Source organism: Pseudomonas sp. S1_G07 (assembly GCF_054668565.1).
The window spans coordinates 2,353,640-2,370,572 of sequence record NZ_CP162778.1 but is presented as its reverse complement, the minus strand read 5'-3'; the positions used below and the strand labels follow the sequence as shown (position 1 = coordinate 2,370,572).

Below are 16,933 nucleotides of genomic sequence, written 5' to 3'. Positions count from 1 at the left end.
AGCCAGCAGCGGAGGTAGGGATCACTTTGCAAATACCTCCAGCAATCGGGGCGCAATTCTGTCCAGTGGGCGAATTTCAACAGCGGCGTCAATCGCCGCCGCCGCTTTGGGCATGCCATACACCGCGCAGCTTTGCTGATCCTGGGCGATGGTCAAATATCCTTGTTCTCGCATCAGCTTGAGGCCCTGGGCCCCGTCGCGCCCCATGCCGGTCAGCAGTACGCCGACGGCATCGCCATTCCAATGGCTGGCCACGCTTTCGAGAAACACGTCGATCGAAGGCCGATAGATCTCGTTCACCGGCTCCGCGGTATAGGCCAGCGTGCCGTTCTTCAATAAGCGGATGTGATGGTTGGTGCCGGCCAGCAGCACCACCCCGCTTTGCGGTGGTTCGCCCTCACGCGCCAGGCGTACTGGCAGGCCGGAGGCGCTGCTCAACCATTCGGCCATGCCGGCGGCGAACACCTGGTCCACATGCTGCACCAGCACAATGGCGGCGGGAAAGCCGCGGGGCAGGCCCTTGAGCAGGATCTCCAGGGCCGCCGGCCCACCGGCCGAGGAACCAATGGCCACCAGGCTCTGGCGTATGCCGGAGTGGCGCGACGGGGCGGCTTCGGCACGCACGCGGCTGCCGCGCTGACCGATCAACCAGCCGATATTGAGGATCTTGCGCAGCAACGGCGCCGCCGCATCCTTGGGGTTGCCCACGCCGAGCGCCGGCGTGTCCACCACATCCAGGGCGCCATGGCCCATGGCTTCGAACACTCGGCCCATGTTGGCCTGGCGGTCGACGGTGACAATCAGGATCGCGCACGGGCTCTGGGCCATGATCTGTCGCGTGGCCTCCACGCCGTCCATTACCGGCATGATCAGGTCCATCAGGATCAGGTCCGGGGTCAGCTCGGCGCAGCGCTGCACCGCTTCCAGACCATTGCCGGCCACCCACACCACCTGATGCGCGGGCTCGAGGCTCAAGGCACGGCGCAGCGCCTCTACCGCCAGGGGCATGTCATTGACGATCGCTATCCTCATGCCCGCGCGCCTCCAATCAGCTCGACCACGGCGTCGAGCAGCGCATCATCGTGAAAACTGGCCTTGGCCAGATAATAGTCGGCACCGGCGTCCAGCCCACGACGGCGGTCTTCTTCACGGTCTTTGTATGACACCACCATCACCGGCAACGATTGCAGGCGACTGTCACGGCGCAAGAGTGTGACCAATTCAATACCGTCCATACGAGGCATATCAATATCAGTGATCAGCAGGTCGAAGTCTTCGGAGCGCAGGGCATTCCAGCCATCCATCCCATCCACCGCCACCGCCACTTCGTAACCGCGATTAAGCAGCAGTTTACGTTGCAATTCACGCACGGTAAGCGAGTCGTCCACCACCAGCACGCGTTTACGCGGCGTTTCGGTGGCCTGTTGATTGCGCCGGGCGATGCGTTCCAGGCGACCGGTGTTGAGCAGTTTGTCCACCGAGCGCAGCATGTCTTCCACATCGACAATCAACACCACCGAGCCGTCGTCCAGCAACGCGCCGGCGGAAATGTCCTGGACCTTGCCCAAGCGGTCATCCAGCGGCAGCACCACCAGGGTGCGCTCGCCGACAAAGCGTTCGACGGCGATGCCATACACTGCATCGCGCTCACGAATCACCACCACTTTCAAGGTTTCGTCATGACTCTGCCCCGGCGGGCGCTGCAGCAACTGACTGGCAGCGACCAGGCCGACATGCCGGCCCTCGTGCCAGAAATGCTGGCGGCCTTCCAGTTGCACGATGTCATCGGGGGCCAGGTTGCACATGCGCTCGATATGCGCCAGCGGGAACGCGTAGGCCTCTTCGCCGACTTCCACCACCAGACTGCGCACCACCGACAGGGTCAGCGGCACCTCCAGGTGGAAACGGCTGCCCTGCCCCGCCGTCTGTTCCAGCACCACCGCGCCGCGCAGTTGGCGCACCATGTGTTGCACCGCATCCAGGCCGACACCACGCCCTGACACCTCGGTGACCTTATCGCGCAGGCTGAAACCCGGCAGGAACAGGAACGTCAGCAGTTCCTCTTCGCTCAGGCGCTGGGCGGTCTCCAGCGGCGACAAGTGGCGTTCGACAATGCTGCCGCGCAGGCGCTCCAGGTCGACGCCATTGCCGTCGTCGCTGAGTTCGAGCACCAGCAGGCCGGCCTGATGGGAGGCGCGCAGGCGAATCAGGCCCTCCGCCGGCTTGCCCGCCAGCACGCGCTGTTCAGGCGTTTCGATGCCATGGTCGACGGCATTGCGCAATAAATGGGTCAGCGGCGCTTCGAGCTTTTCCAGCACATCGCGGTCGACCTGGGTCTTTTCACCTTCGATCTCCAGGCGTACTTGCTTGCCCAGGCTGCGGCCGAGGTCACGCACCATGCGCGCCTGCCCGGCCAGCACATCGGCAAACGGGCGCATGCGGCAAGCCAATGCGGTGTCGTAGAGCACCTGGGCGCGCTGCCCGGCCTGCCAGCCGAACTCATCCAGCTCGGCGGTTTTGTCCGCCAGCAGCGCCTGGGCTTCGCTCAACAGGCGACGGGCATCGGCCAGCGCCTCCTGGGCCTCAAGGCTCAAGCCCTGGGTCCTGAGTTGACCGTCCAGGGTCTCCAGGGCGCGCACGCCCTGGCCTTGAATACGCTTGAGGCGCTGCATGCTGGCCAGGTATGGCTTGAGCCGCTGGGTTTCCACCAGGGATTTGCTCGACAGGTCCAGCAGGCTGTTCAAGCGCTCGGCCGTGACGCGCAACACGCGTTCGCCGCCTTCGGTCATGCGTTTGTGCTGGCGCGGCACGTCACTGGCCACCGGCGCAGGTTCGGGCTCCGGCGGCGTATCGATGACCGGCGCGACGTTGGCGGTCGGCGGCGACGAATCGAGCAGGCGTTCCATCAGCGCCACATAAGCTTGGATAGCCGCCGGCCCCACATCATTGCCAGGCGTGGCGATGCGCATCAGCAGGTCGGTGCCTTGCAGCAAGGCGTCGATATGCTCAGGCTGCAGGTACAGGCGGTTTTCCTGGGCGCTGACCAGGCAGTCTTCCATGACGTGGGCCACGCTGACCCCGGCGTCTACGCCGACAATGCGCGCAGCGCCCTTGAGCGAGTGGGCGGCACGCATGCACGCTTCAAGCTGGTCGGCCTGGGTCGGGTTGCGTTCCAGGGCCAGCAGGCCCGCGCTCAATACCTGGGTCTGCGCATCGGCTTCCAGGCTGAACAGTTCCAGCAGCGAGGCGTCGCGCATCTGGTCGGGGGTCATGTGAGGCTCCGGGTCACGGCGGACAACAATTGCGCCTCGTCCAGCCAACGCAGGCTGCGGCCTTTCCATTGCAACACACCCTGGGTGAAACGCGCGCTGGCCTGAGTGCCGGAAGCCGATGCCGCCGTCAAGGTGCGCTCATCGATGGCGTGGATGCCGTCCACTTCGTCCACCGGCACCACCACCGGGCCGTCCTGGGCAGCGATGATCAACATACGCGGCATGACCCGCCCACCGCTGGCGCCATTGCCGGCGTCCTCCAGCCCCAACAGCTCCACCAGCGACAGGCACGCCACCAGCGCGCCCCGCACATTGGCCACGCCGAGCAAGGCGCGGGAGCGCTGGTGCGGCAGGGAGTGAATCGGTTGCAACGGCGCCACCTCCACCAGACAGCGGGTGGCGATGCCCAGCCATTCTTCGCCGAGGCGGAAGATCAACAGCGAGCGGGTGGCGATATGCTCATCCACCTCGGCCCCCATCCTTTGCTGATCGTCCTGCCGCAGGGCGTAACGGTCCAGCAGGCGCGTGGCCGCCGCCGAGTACACCGCGCAGTTGCGGCAGTGGATATGCTCCGCCAGCAGCGGACACGACCTGTCGCCATGAATACCGATACGGTTCCAGCAGTCGTCGATGGCGTGGGTATCGGCCAGGGTCAGGTCAAGGCCGGTGGTGTCGAGCACGTCTGGGCTACTCATCGTTTGGGCTCACTGTCAGCTCGCTCGCTACGCGCGGCCCGCGCCTGCAAACGGCGCGCCCCCGCACTGTCGCCCAGGGACTCGAGCAACACGGCCAGGTGCATCAGGGCCTGTGGATGCTGAGGTTCCAGGTACAACGCTTTTCGATAATAGCCCTGGGCTTGCAGGGCACTGCCGGCCACATCGCTGAGCAAGCCCAGCCAGTAGAACACCTGGGCAACAGGTGGGTGGCTATTCAGATACTGCTCGCATGCGGCCCGGGCCTCGGCGCTTTTGCCCTCGTTGGCCAGGGTGGCGATGCGGTCGAGCAAGGCGTGCGCATCAGACGGCGGCGCCTTGAGCGGCACCACCTGGGCGCTGACCGTGCTGAACGGGCGCGGCCTGGCGGGAATCGATGCTGCGCTGCGTTGCGGCATGGGCGGGCGGGCGGTAAGGGGCACGAAGACCGGCTCCGGCTTGACCGGTTCGACATGCCGGCTGAAGGCAAATGACTGCGGCGCGCCAATCGAACGCATGCCATGACGCCCCAGCAGGCTGCCCTCGGCCGGGCCGATAAACAGCACACCGTCCACGTGGGTCAGGCCCTTGAGCACCTCGAATACTTGCTTCTGGGTCGGCTGGTCGAAGTAGATCAGCAGGTTGCGGCAAAACACAAAGTCATAGCTTGCCTCATTGGCCAGCAGCGCCGGGTCGAGCAGGTTGCCGACTTGCAGACGCACCTGCTCACGCACGCGGTCGGCGATGTGGTAGCCATCACCGTACTCGATGAAATGCCGCTCACGGAACGCCAGGTCGCCGCCCCGAAACGAGTTCCGGCCGTACACGCCGCGCCGGCCGCGCTCTACCGACAGCGGGCTGACGTCCAGGCCCAGCACCTTGAACTGGTGCGGCGCCAACCCGGCATCGAGCAGCGCCATGGCAATTGAATAAGGCTCCTCGCCCGTCGAACACGGCAGGCTGAGGATACGCAGCGCGCGCATCTGCTTGATATCGGCCAGGCGTGCGACGGCTAATCGGGCCAGGGTCGCAAAAGATTCGGGGTAACGGAAAAACCAGGTTTCGGGGACGATCACCGCTTCGATCAGCGCTTGCTGCTCGTCCTCGCTGCATTGCAGGTGCTGCCAGTATTCGCCTGGCGTCTGCGCCTGGACGGCCTGGCTGCGCTGGCGCACCGCGCGCTCAATGATGGCTTCGCCGACCGACGCGACGTCCAGGCCGATGCGTTCCTTCAGGAAGGCAAAGAAGCGCGGGTCGTTGCTCATAGGCTCAACTCGGCGGCAAACAACAGCGCGCGCACGTCAGCGGTGAGCAAGTCATTCACGCCGATCCACTGCATCAGGCCCAACGCATCTTCGCGCACCGGCCCCAGGTACGGTGCCTGGGGATTGTCCAGGCCATAGGGCTGGAACTGCGCCGGGTCACAGCGCAGCGTGTCGGTGGCCTGCTCCAGAATCAACCCCAGCCGGCACGGTTTGACCCAGGGCTGCGGCTGATAGTTGACCAGTACCAGCCGCGTGCTGGTACGGGCCCGGGCCGGCGCGCCAAAGGTCAAGGCACTGAGGTCGATCACCGGCACCAGCGCGCCGCGATGGGCAAAGATGCCCGCCACCCACAGCGGTGCATGGGCGATGGGCTTAAGTGGCAGGCGCGGCAGCACCTCGGCCACTTCGGTGGCCTTGAGGGCATAACGTTCATCACCGATGTGGAACACCAGGAACAATGCCTTTTTCGCTGCCGGAACGGCGCCGCGTTTAGCCGCAAGGTCGCTCATCAGACTTTGAAACGCGACACGCCGCTGCGCAGACCTACCGCAACCTGGCTCAGTTCATCAATGGCGAAGCTGGCCTGGCGCAGGGACTCGACGGTCTGGCTGCTGGCATCGCCCAATTGCACCAGGGCGTGGTTGATCTGCTCGGCGCCGGTGGCCTGGGCCTGCATGCCCTCGTTGACCATCAACACCCGCGGCGCCAGGGCCTGTACCTGGTGGATGATCTGCGACAGTTGCTCGCCGACTTGCTGCACTTCGAACATACCTCGGCGCACCTCCTCGGAGAACTTGTCCATGCCCATCACGCCGGCGGACACCGCCGACTGGATTTCCCGCACCATCTGCTCGATGTCGTAGGTGGCCACGGCGGTCTGGTCGGCCAGGCGGCGCACCTCAGTGGCGACCACGGCAAACCCGCGCCCGTATTCACCGGCCTTTTCGGCCTCGATGGCGGCATTGAGCGACAGCAGGTTGGTCTGGTCGGCGACCTTGACGATGGTCACCACCACCTGGTTAATGTTGCCGGCCTTCTCATTGAGGATCGCCAGTTTGGCATTGACCAGTTCGGCGGCGCCCATCACCGAGTGCATGGTCTCTTCCATCCGCGCCAGGCCTTGCTGGCCGGAACCGGCGGCCACCGACGCCTGGTCGGCGGCGGTGGACACTTCGGTCATGGTGCGGACCAGATCCTTGGAAGTTGCAGCGATTTCCCGCGAAGTGGCGCCGATCTCGGTGGTGGTTGCGGCGGTTTCAGTGGCGGTGGCCTGTTGTTGCTTGGAGGTGGCGGCAATCTCGGTGACCGAGGTGGTGACCTGCACCGACGAGCGCTGTGCCTGGGACACCAGGGCCGTGAGCTCGGTCATCATGTCGTTGAAGCCGGTTTCCACCGCGTTGAATTCGTCCTTGCGCGCCAGGTTCAGGCGCTTGCTCAGGTCGCCGTCGCGCATGGTGCCGAGGATGTCGACGATGCGCTGCATCGGCGCCATGATCGCGCGCATCAGCAACAGGCCGCAAAGGCCGGCGGCGAGGATGGCCACGGCCAGCGACACGAACATACTGACCTTGGCCGACACCACGGATTGGTCAATGGCCGCCGTCGCGTTATCGGACACCGCCTTGTTTTCGGTGATGATGTCATTGAGCTTCATGCGCCCTTCGGTCCAGATCGGCGTCAACTGCTCATCCAGCAATACTTGCGCGGCTGGCAGGTCATTGGCTTCGATGCGATCAAGCACCTGGGCCAGGACCTTGTTGTAATTGATATGAGCGGCCTTGAAGTTATCGAACTCCATGCGATCGGCCTGGTTGCGGATGGTTTTTTCGTAGTTGCTCATCTGTTGTTCGATGCGCATTTCGAACGTTCGGTAGTCGGTCTTGTCGGCACTGCTGAAGGTTTTGTCTTCCCGCAGGCCAATGATATCGACGGTGTGCAAATAGCTGTCGACCCATGCGCTGCGGATCATCGAACTGAGGTAAACGCCTGGCACCGCGTCATCACGGACCACTTCCTGGCTGGCTTCGATCTTCATCAAGCGTGTATAGGAGACCACTACCATTAACAGCATGATGGCGATAATGACCGCAAAGCTAGCCAAGATCCGTTGGCGCAAGGTCCAGTTCTTCACAGTAATTCCTCGAAGGGCCATTCAAATGGGGGGCAGTATAGCTGAGCACAAGCCCTCATTTATCAATGGGTTTCGAGGCTGCACGCCCAGCCTGCAAAAACACCCCGGAGCGTTGTCGCAACCGGGGTGCTCGAGGAAGATTGACGGGTTCAGAGAGCCGCTTGGCGCACTTGCTTTTCCAGTTCGGCCTTCAAACCCGGCTCAAGCTTCAATTGACGGGCCAACTCATCCAGATAGGCCTTCTCCATGAAGTTTTCCTCATCCACCAACATCACGCTGGCGATATACATCTCGGCGGCCATTTCCGGCGTGCCGGCGGCGCGGGCGACGTCGGCCGGGTCCAGGGGTTTGTTGAGTTCGGCGTGCAGCCAGCTTTGCAGTTCGCGGTCGTCGTCCAGCTTGGTGAACTCGCCCTCGATCAGGGCACGCTCACGCTCGTCCACATGGCCATCAGCCTTGGCGGCCGCCACCAGAGCCTTGAGAATGCCCTGGCTGTGTTGCTCGACCTGGGCCGCCGGCAGGCGGTCGATGGTCTGCGGCTCGCCTTGAGGTGCATTGGCCTGGCTGGCCTGCCAGTTGCCGTAGGCTTTGTAGGCGATGACACCCAACGCGGCCAGCCCGCCATAGGTCAGGGCCTTGCCGCCGAACTTGCGGGCTTTTTTATTACCCAGCAACAGGCCCATGGCGCCCGCCGCCAGGGCCCCACCACCGGCGCCGCCGAGCAGGCTGCCCAGCCCACCGCCACCCAGCAGGCCGCCGAGGGCGCCTTTATCGGCCGGTTTACGCTGACCGCCGGCTTTGTTCTGCAACATGTCCTGGCCCGACTTGAGCAACTGGTCGAGCAATCCACGGGTGTTCATAAAAGCCTCCAGACACTTGGGTTCATAGGACCAATAGGCCTCCAGCGTAAAACTAAGTGCCAAAAAGCCCCTATCTAGAGTGCTTCCAGATGTAACGCAACGCTGGCAGCTTGAAGCGTGCACCTGCCGTTCGCTTAATTCGATATACACTCGACTGCATCTATAAAAACACCCCACTGGTAATTCCAGCATGATGACCTTGCGTCAAATCCGGCACTTTATCGCCGTGGCCGAGACAGGCTCTATCTCGGCCGCCGCGCAAACCGCGTTTATCTCCCAGTCGACATTGACCCTGGCGATCCAGCAACTGGAGCAGGAAATCGGCGTCAACCTGTTCAACCGCCACGCCAAGGGCATGACCCTGACCCACCAGGGCCATCAGTTCCTGCGCCAGGCGCACTTGATCCTCGCCACTGTCGACAACGCCAAGCGCAGCCTGCAACAGAGCACCGACCAGGTGGCCGGGCAACTGATCATTGGCGTGACCAGCCTGGTGGCCGGTTATTACCTCGCCGATCTGCTCACGCGTTTCCAACGGGCCTACCCCAACGTCGAGATCCGTGTGATGGAAGACGAGCGACCGTATATCGAGCACCTGCTGGTCAGCGGCGAAATCGATGTGGGCGTGCTGATCCTCTCCAACCTCGAAGACCGTCACGCGCTGCAGACCGAAGTGCTGACTCACTCCCCGCACCGCCTGTGGCTGCCGGCCCAGCACCCGCTGCTGGAACACGACAGCATCAACCTGGCCGATGTGGCACGCGAGCCGCTGATTCAACTGAACGTCGATGAAATGGGCCACAACGCCCAGCGCATGTGGGCCGCTGCCTGCCTGCAACCGCACGTGACGCTGCGCACGGCGTCCACCGAGGCGGTGCGAAGCCTGGTGGCGGCGGGCCTGGGGGTGTCGATCCAACCGGACATGACCTACCGGCCCTGGTCCCTGGAAGGCGACATTATTGAAGCGCGAACGATTGCCGACCTCAGCCAGACCCTGGATGTGGGCCTGGCCTGGCGCCGTGGCACCGCGCGGCCGCCCCTGGTGGACCCCTTCCTCACCGTGGCCCGCGAGCAGCCGCACCCACGCAAGCCATCTATTTAATCGAATGCTGCTTTCAGTATTTAGTATTTGTTGAGCTCGCGCCCGACCTCTAGTCTCTGTGCAGACATAAGAGAAGGTAAGGCGCCTTGTAAGAGAACGCCCATGACCACACAAGAAAAGAGATCGCGAAAAATGTCCGGCGCCCCCACCCCGCTGCTCACTGCGTTGTTGATCGACGGCGAACTGGTCCAGGGCCAAGGCTGTGTCGAGGCGATCCTCAACCCGGCCACCGGTGAAGTACTCACCCAGATCGCCGAAGCCAGTACCGAGCAGGTCGAGGCCGCCATCCTCGCCGCCCACCGCGCTTTTGCCGGCTGGTCGCGTACCACGCCACAACAGCGCTCGAACACGCTGCTGGGCATCGCCAACGCCATCGAAAAACAAGCCGACTACCTGGCACGCCTGGAATCCCTGAACTGCGGCAAGCCGTTGCATCTGGCGCGCCAGGACGACTTGAGCGCCACCGTCGATGTGTTCCGCTTCTTTGCCGGCGCGGTGCGTTGCCAGACCGGCCAGCTCAGCGGCGAATACCTGCCGGGCTACACCAGCATGGTGCGCCGTGACCCGATTGGCGTAGTGGCGTCGATTGCGCCGTGGAACTACCCGCTGATGATGGCCGCCTGGAAAATCGCCCCGGCCCTGGCCGCCGGTAATACGTTGGTGTTCAAACCGTCGGAACACACGCCGCTGTCGATCCTGGCATTGGCTCCTGTGCTGAAGGACCTGTTACCACGCGGGGTGATCAACATTCTGTGTGGCGGTGGCGAAGGCGTCGGCAGCCATCTGGTCAGTCACCCGAAAATACGCATGGTCTCGCTGACCGGCGATATCGTCACCGGACAAAAAATTCTGCAAGCCGCGGCCAAAACCCTTAAACGCACGCACCTGGAACTGGGCGGCAAGGCGCCAGTCATCGTGTGCAACGATGCCGATCTGCAAGCCGTGGTCGACGGTGTGCGTACCTATGGTTACTACAACGCCGGCCAGGACTGCACCGCCGCTTGCCGCATCTACGCGCAGGCCGGCATCCACGACACACTGGTCGCCGAACTGGGCGCAGCCGTCAGCAGCCTGCGTTTTGCCGGCAAGCGCGACGCCGACAATGAACTGGGCCCGTTGATCAGCACGCGCCAGCGCGACCGTGTCGCCAGTTTTGTCGAGCGCGCCCTCGGCCAACCGCATATCGAGCGGGTCACCGGTGCCGCCGTGCATTCCGGCGCGGGCTTCTTTTATCAGCCGACATTGCTCGCCGGCTGTAAACAAAGTGATGAGATCGTTCAGCGTGAAGTGTTCGGCCCGGTGGTTACCGTGACCCGCTTCGACGCGCTGGAACAGGCCGTGGACTGGGCCAACGATTCCGAATACGGCCTGGCCTCGTCGGTATGGACGCAGAACCTGGACAAGGCCATGCAAGTGGCGGCGCGCCTGCAATACGGCTGCACCTGGATCAATAGCCACTTCATGTTGGTCAGCGAGATGCCCCATGGCGGCTTGAAGCGCTCGGGGTATGGGAAGGATCTTTCGAGCGATTCCTTGCAGGACTACAGCGTTGTCAGGCACATCATGGCCCGGCACGGGGAGTTGTGAGCTTCAAGCTACAAGCGTCAAGTAAAAGCCGATGCGCTTTCTCTTGCAGCTTGCAGCTTGACGCCAAGAGCCACACTAAAACAACAAACAACACGTATCACTGCTTCTACTGCCCCGACCATAATTAAAGAAGAGGGAACCCCCATGTCCGCGCATAAGACCGCACTGCTCAGTGCTTTGACCACGGCGCTGCTGACCAGTGTCAGCCTCCACGCCGCCGAACCGCTCAAGGCGGTGGGCGCTGGCGAAGGCCAGTTGGATATCGTCGCCTGGCCCGGCTATATAGAACGTGGCGAAAGCGATAAGGCCTACGACTGGGTCACCGGTTTCGAGAAGGAAACCGGCTGCAAGGTCAACGTGAAAACCGCCGCCACCTCCGACGAAATGGTCAGCCTGATGGCCAAGGGTGGGTATGACCTGGTCACTGCATCGGGCGATGCCTCGCTGCGCTTGATCGTCGGCAAACGTGTGCAACCGATCAATACCGCGCTGATTCCCAACTGGAAAAACATCGACCCGCGCCTTAAAGACGCGCCGTGGTATGTGGTGGGCCAGCAAACCTTCGGCACCCCGTACCAGTGGGGGCCGAACGTGCTGATGTACAACACTCAGGTGTTCAAGACCGCGCCCACCAGTTGGAGTGTGCTGTTCAATGCGCAGAACCTGCCGGACGGCAAGCCGAACAAGGGCCGTGTGCAAGCCTATGACGGCCCGATCTACATCGCCGACGCCGCGCTGTACCTCAAATCGACCAAGCCGGAACTGGGGATCCAGAGCCCATACGAACTGACCGAAACCCAATACAAGGCGGTGCTCGACCTGCTGCGCGCCCAGCAACCGCTGATCCACCGCTACTGGCACGACACCACCGTGCAAATGAGTGACTTCAAGAACGAAGGCGTGGTGGCCTCCAGCGCCTGGCCGTATCAGGTCAACGGGCTGCAAAACGAGAAGCAGCCGATCGCCTCGACCATCCCGAAAGAAGGCGCCACTGGCTGGGCCGACACCACCATGCTGCACAGTGAGGCCAAGCACCCGAACTGCGCCTACAAGTGGATGGACTGGTCGCTGCAGCCGAAGGTGCAGGGCGACGTCGCCGCCTGGTTCGGCTCGCTGCCTGCGGTGCCAGCGGCCTGCACCGCCAGCGAACTGCTCGGCGCCGAGGGCTGCAAGACCAACGGGTTCGACCAGTTCGACAAGATCGCCTTCTGGAAAACCCCGCAGGCTGAAGGCGGCAAGTTCGTGCCGTACAGCCGCTGGACCCAGGATTACATTGCGATCATGGGCGGCAGGTAACGCCTGAACTGAAGGTGATCCTGTAGGAGCCGGGCTTGCCCGCGATGCAGGCAACTCGGTCTTTCAATTGCACCGAGTTGCTGCCATCGCGGGCAAGCCCGGCTCCTACAGACAAGCCCCCCACCTTTCGACTGTGTTTACAGATTTATTCAGAAGTCCAGGCCGGGCCGCTGCGACGACCCGCGCCTTTTCGGAGCTCCGCACCATGACGCTTGCAGTCCAATTCACCCACGTTTCCCGTCAGTTCGGCGAAGTGAAAGCCGTCGACCGGGTTTCCATCGATATTCAGGACGGCGAGTTCTTTTCCATGCTCGGCCCTTCCGGCTCGGGCAAAACCACGTGCCTGCGCCTGATCGCCGGGTTCGAACAGCCGAGCGCAGGCTCGATCCGTATTCATGGCGAGGAAGCCGCCGGCTTGCCGCCGTATCAGCGCGACGTGAACACGGTATTCCAGGATTACGCGCTATTTCCGCATATGAATGTGCGCGACAACGTGGCCTACGGCCTGAAGGTCAAGGGCGTGGGCAAGACCGAACGCGTGAAGCGCGCCGAAGAAGCCTTGGGGATGGTCGCCCTTGGTGGCTATGGCGAGCGTAAGCCGGTGCAACTCTCCGGCGGCCAACGCCAACGCGTGGCCCTGGCCCGCGCGCTGGTCAACCGCCCACGGGTATTGCTGTTGGACGAACCCCTGGGCGCCCTCGACCTCAAGCTGCGCGAACAGATGCAAAGCGAGCTGAAGAAGCTGCAACGCCAGCTCGGTATCACGTTTATCTTCGTGACCCACGACCAGACCGAAGCGCTGTCGATGTCCGACCGTGTGGCGGTGTTCAACAAGGGCCGCATCGAACAGGTCGACACCCCGCGTAACCTCTACATGAAACCGGCTACGTCGTTCGTCGCCGAGTTCGTCGGCACCTCCAACGTGATTCGCGGCGAGCTGGCCCAGCGCCTCAGCGGCAGTGTGCAAGAGTTCTCGATCCGCCCGGAACACGTGCGTTTTGCCGAAGGCCCGCTGGCGGCCGGCGAAGTGGAGATCAGCGGCCTGCTGCACGATATCCAGTACCAGGGCAGCGCCACCCGCTATGAACTGAAATTGGAAAACGGCCAGGCCCTGAATATCAGCCAGGCCAACGACCAGTGGCTGGACATAAGCAATGGCCATCATGTCGGCCAGTCCATCACTGCGCGCTGGGCACGGGAAGCCATGACCCCGCTGACCGATACCGCAGGCGAGGTGTGACATGAGCCTGGCCCTTTCCCAACCACCGATGCGCAGGTTTTCCAACCTGCTGTACCGCAAGCCCAACCTGTACCTGGCGATGTTGCTGGTTCCGCCCTTGATCTGGTTCGGCGCGATCTACCTGGGTTCGCTGCTGACCCTGCTGTGGCAAGGCTTCTATACGTTCGACGACTTCACCATGGCGGTCACGCCAGACCTGACCCTGGCCAACTTCGCCGCGCTGTTCCAGCCGTCGAACTTCGACATCATCCTGCGCACCCTGAGCATGGCGATCGTGGTGTCGATCGCCAGTGCCATCGTCGCCTTCCCCATCGCCTACTACATGGCGCGCTACACCACCGGCAAGACCAAGGCGTTCTTCTATATCGCGGTAATGATGCCGATGTGGGCCAGCTATATCGTCAAGGCCTATGCCTGGACCTTGCTGCTGGCCAAGGGCGGCGTGGCGCAGTGGTTCGTGCAGCACCTGGGCCTGGAGCCGGTGTTGCAGTTCGTGCTGGGCATTCCCGGCGTGGGCGGCAGCACCTTGAGCACCTCGCACCTGGGGCGGTTCATGGTGTTCGTGTATATCTGGCTGCCGTTCATGATCCTGCCGATCCAGGCGTCGCTGGAGCGTTTGCCGCCGTCGTTGCTGCAAGCCTCCGCCGACCTGGGCGCCAAGCCGCGCCAGACCTTCATGCAGGTGATCCTGCCGCTGTCGGTACCGGGCATTGCCGCCGGTTCGATCTTCACGTTTTCACTGACCCTGGGCGATTTCATCGTGCCGCAGTTGGTGGGCCCGCCGGGCTACTTCGTCGGCGGCATGGTCTACGCCCAGCAAGGCGCCATCGGCAATATGCCCATGGCTGCGGCGTTTACCCTGGTGCCGATCGTGCTGATCGCGGTTTACCTGTCCATCGTCAAACGCCTGGGGGCCTTCGATGCACTCTGACAAATCATCACTGGGCTTGAAGATCGCAGCCTGGGGCGGCTTGGTGTTTCTGCACTTCCCGATCCTGATCATCTTCCTCTACGCCTTCAACACCGAAGAGGCCGCGTTCAGCTTTCCGCCCCAGGGTTTGACCCTGAAGTGGTTCAGCGTCGCCTTCGCACGGCCCGATGTGCTGGAAGCGATCAAGCTGTCGCTGCAGATCGCCGCCATCGCCACCCTGATCGCCATGGTCCTCGGGACCCTGGCGTCGGCGGCGCTGTATCGCCGTGAGTTCTTTGGCAAGCAAGGCGTGTCGCTGATGTTGATCCTGCCCATTGCGTTGCCGGGGATCATCACCGGTATCGCCTTGCTGGCGACCTTCAAGACGCTGGGCATCGAGCCGGGGATGTTCACCATCATCGTCGGCCACGCCACCTTCTGCGTGGTGATCGTCTACAACAACGTCATCGCCCGCCTGCGCCGCACGTCCCACAGCCTGATCGAGGCGTCGATGGACCTGGGCGCCGACGGCTGGCAGACCTTTCGCTACATCATCATGCCCAACCTGGGCTCGGCGCTGCTGGCCGGCGGCATGCTCGCCTTTGCGCTGTCGTTCGACGAAATCATCGTCACCACCTTTACCGCCGGCCACGAGCGCACGTTGCCGCTGTGGCTGCTCAACCAGCTCAGCCGCCCACGGGATGTACCGGTGACCAACGTGGTGGCGATGCTGGTGATGCTGGTGACGATGTTCCCGATTCTGGGTGCCTATTACCTGACGCGTGGCGGTGAAAGCGTGGCCGGGAGTGGTGGTAAATAACTTGGCCACTGAAGGAATGCGGTTCAAATGTGGGAGCGGGCTTGCTCGCGAATGGGGTCCATCAGACACACATGTGTCAACTGAAACACCGCTTTCGCGAGCAAGCCCGCTCCCACATGTAAATCCGCTTTCTTCAGGGCAATAACACTCGTTTTTTTGGAGGACTGAACCATGCAAACCAAACTGCTGATCAACGGCCAACTGGTACAAGGCGAAGGCCCGGCCCAGGCCGTCTTCAACCCGGCATTGGGCCGGGTGCTGGTGGAAATCAACGAAGCCAGCGAGGCCCAGGTCGACGCCGCCGTGCGCGCCGCCGATGCAGCCTTTGAAGGCTGGTCGCAAACCGCGCCGAAGGATCGCTCGCTGCTGCTGTTGAAACTGGCGGATGTGATCCAGGCCCATGGCGAAGAGCTGGCCAAGCTGGAATCGGACAACTGCGGCAAGCCCTACAGCGCCGCGCTGAACGACGAGATCCCGGCGATTGCCGACGTGTTCCGCTTTTTTGCCGGCGCCAGCCGCTGCATGAGCGGCTCGGCCGGTGGCGAATACCTGCCCGGCCATACCTCGATGATCCGCCGCGACCCGGTGGGCGTGATCGCCTCCATCGCGCCGTGGAACTACCCGCTGATGATGGTCGCCTGGAAAATCGCCCCGGCCCTGGCCGCCGGTAATACCGTGGTGCTCAAACCGTCGGAACAAACCCCGCTGAGCGCGTTGCGCATGGTCGAACTGGCGTCGCAGATTTTCCCGGCCGGTGTGCTCAACCTGGTGTTCGGCCGTGGGACCACCGTGGGCAGCCCACTGGTCAACCACCCGAAAGTACGCATGGTGTCGCTGACCGGCTCCATCGCCACCGGCGCAAACATCATCGCCAGCACCGCCCACAGCGTTAAGCGCACGCACATGGAACTGGGCGGCAAGGCACCGGTGATCATCTTCAACGACGCGGACATCGACGCGGCCGTGGAAGGCATTCGCACCTTCGGCTTCTACAACGCCGGCCAGGACTGCACCGCGGCCTGCCGCATCTATGCCCAGGCGGATATCTACGATGCGTTCGTCGAGAAGCTCGGTGCAGCGGTCGCCAGCATCAAGTACGGCTTGCAGGATGACCCGACCACCGAGTTGGGCCCGCTGATCACCGCACAACACCGCGACCGCGTGGCAGGGTTTGTCGAACGCGCCGTGGCGCAGCCGCATATCCGCCTGGTCACCGGCGGCAAGGCGGTGGACGGCAACGGGTTCTTCTTTGAACCCACGGTTTTGGCCGATGCACAGCAGGACGACGAGATCGTGCGCCGCGAGGTGTTCGGGCCGGTGGTGTCGGTGACCAAGTTCTCCGATGAAGCCCAGGTGCTGGGCTGGGCCAACGACTCGGACTACGGCCTGGCGTCATCCGTATGGACCGCCGATGTCGGCCGTGCCCATCGGCTGGCCGCCCGTCTGCAATATGGCTGCACCTGGGTGAATACCCACTTCATGCTCGTCAGCGAAATGCCTCATGGCGGTCAGAAACTGTCGGGTTATGGCAAGGATATGTCCATGTACGGGCTGGAGGACTACACCACCGTTCGCCATGTGATGTTCAAGCACTGAACCCGAGGTGGGAGGGAGCAAGTCCCTCCCATATTTTGATCTTCATAATTTCTGAGTAGGGTGCTCCACTCAGAGGCTCGGAAACGTCTTGTTTCACATGCACTGCAATCACCTCGCCATCAATCATTTTTCCTACACCATCGAACCGCTTAAGCTATCCGG

14 protein-coding genes are annotated in these 16,933 nt (G+C 62.9%); 7 read left to right on the top strand and 7 right to left on the bottom strand.

Going from position 1 to position 16,933, the window contains the following annotated elements; genetic code table 11:
- Positions 1 to 21 precede the first annotated feature (21 nt).
- The 7 genes from cheB to AB4O05_RS10765 all read right to left on the bottom strand — a co-directional run bounded on the left by cheB (position 22) and on the right by AB4O05_RS10765 (position 8,220).
- Positions 22 to 1,032, bottom strand: coding sequence for a chemotaxis-specific protein-glutamate methyltransferase CheB (gene cheB / locus AB4O05_RS10795; RefSeq protein WP_460131068.1), 1,011 nt, complete (start codon positions 1,030 to 1,032; stop codon positions 22 to 24).
- Positions 1,029 to 3,272, bottom strand: coding sequence for a response regulator (locus AB4O05_RS10790; protein WP_460164875.1), 2,244 nt, complete (start codon positions 3,270 to 3,272; stop codon positions 1,029 to 1,031). The genes cheB and AB4O05_RS10790 overlap by 4 nt, the downstream gene beginning before the upstream one ends.
- Entirely contained in the window at positions 3,269 to 3,967 is a 699-nt protein-coding gene (locus AB4O05_RS10785; protein ID WP_460131071.1) for a chemotaxis protein CheW, read from the bottom strand. The genes AB4O05_RS10790 and AB4O05_RS10785 overlap by 4 nt, the downstream gene beginning before the upstream one ends.
- Positions 3,964 to 5,229: a CheR family methyltransferase gene (locus AB4O05_RS10780; protein WP_460131074.1), complete on the bottom strand. Its 1,266-nt coding sequence runs from the start codon at positions 5,227 to 5,229 to the stop codon at positions 3,964 to 3,966. The genes AB4O05_RS10785 and AB4O05_RS10780 overlap by 4 nt, the downstream gene beginning before the upstream one ends.
- Positions 5,226 to 5,738: a chemotaxis protein CheW gene (locus AB4O05_RS10775; protein ID WP_460131078.1), complete on the bottom strand. Its 513-nt coding sequence runs from the start codon at positions 5,736 to 5,738 to the stop codon at positions 5,226 to 5,228. Before AB4O05_RS10775 ends, AB4O05_RS10780 begins: the two co-directional genes overlap by 4 nt.
- Positions 5,738 to 7,360 (bottom strand): methyl-accepting chemotaxis protein, encoded by a 1,623-nt coding sequence (locus AB4O05_RS10770; RefSeq protein WP_460164874.1) that lies wholly within the window; start codon positions 7,358 to 7,360, stop codon positions 5,738 to 5,740. Before AB4O05_RS10770 ends, AB4O05_RS10775 begins: the two co-directional genes overlap by 1 nt.
- 149 nt (positions 7,361 to 7,509) lie before the next feature.
- Entirely contained in the window at positions 7,510 to 8,220 is a 711-nt protein-coding gene (locus AB4O05_RS10765) for a tellurite resistance TerB family protein (RefSeq protein ID WP_460131083.1), read from the bottom strand.
- Between the two features lie 190 nt (positions 8,221 to 8,410).
- Between AB4O05_RS10765 and AB4O05_RS10760 the strand changes: the two genes are divergently transcribed.
- The 7 genes from AB4O05_RS10760 (at position 8,411) to AB4O05_RS10730 (ending at position 16,771) form a co-directional block, all read left to right on the top strand.
- The gene (locus AB4O05_RS10760; RefSeq protein ID WP_460131086.1) at positions 8,411 to 9,322 is read left to right on the top strand and encodes a LysR family transcriptional regulator; all 912 of its coding nucleotides are present in this window, start codon (positions 8,411 to 8,413) and stop codon (positions 9,320 to 9,322) included.
- Positions 9,323 to 9,424: 102 nt separating this feature from the next.
- On the top strand, positions 9,425 to 10,909 hold the full coding sequence (locus AB4O05_RS10755; protein WP_460164873.1) for a gamma-aminobutyraldehyde dehydrogenase: 1,485 nt from the start codon (positions 9,425 to 9,427) through the stop codon (positions 10,907 to 10,909).
- A 144-nt stretch (positions 10,910 to 11,053) separates the two neighbouring features.
- Positions 11,054 to 12,205, top strand: a complete 1,152-nt coding sequence (gene ydcS / locus AB4O05_RS10750; protein ID WP_460131090.1) for a putative ABC transporter substrate-binding protein YdcS — start codon at positions 11,054 to 11,056, stop codon at positions 12,203 to 12,205.
- Between the two features lie 205 nt (positions 12,206 to 12,410).
- Entirely contained in the window at positions 12,411 to 13,445 is a 1,035-nt protein-coding gene (locus tag AB4O05_RS10745; RefSeq protein ID WP_460131093.1) for an ABC transporter ATP-binding protein, read from the top strand.
- Position 13,446: 1 nt separating this feature from the next.
- A complete protein-coding gene (locus AB4O05_RS10740) occupies positions 13,447 to 14,376 on the top strand; it encodes an ABC transporter permease (protein WP_069075375.1) in 930 nt (309 codons plus the stop codon).
- A complete protein-coding gene (locus tag AB4O05_RS10735) occupies positions 14,366 to 15,175 on the top strand; it encodes an ABC transporter permease (protein ID WP_460131095.1) in 810 nt (269 codons plus the stop codon). The genes AB4O05_RS10740 and AB4O05_RS10735 overlap by 11 nt, the downstream gene beginning before the upstream one ends.
- Positions 15,176 to 15,346: 171 nt before the next feature.
- Positions 15,347 to 16,771, top strand: a complete 1,425-nt coding sequence (locus tag AB4O05_RS10730) for a gamma-aminobutyraldehyde dehydrogenase (RefSeq protein WP_460131097.1) — start codon at positions 15,347 to 15,349, stop codon at positions 16,769 to 16,771.
- Positions 16,772 to 16,933 lie beyond the last annotated feature (162 nt).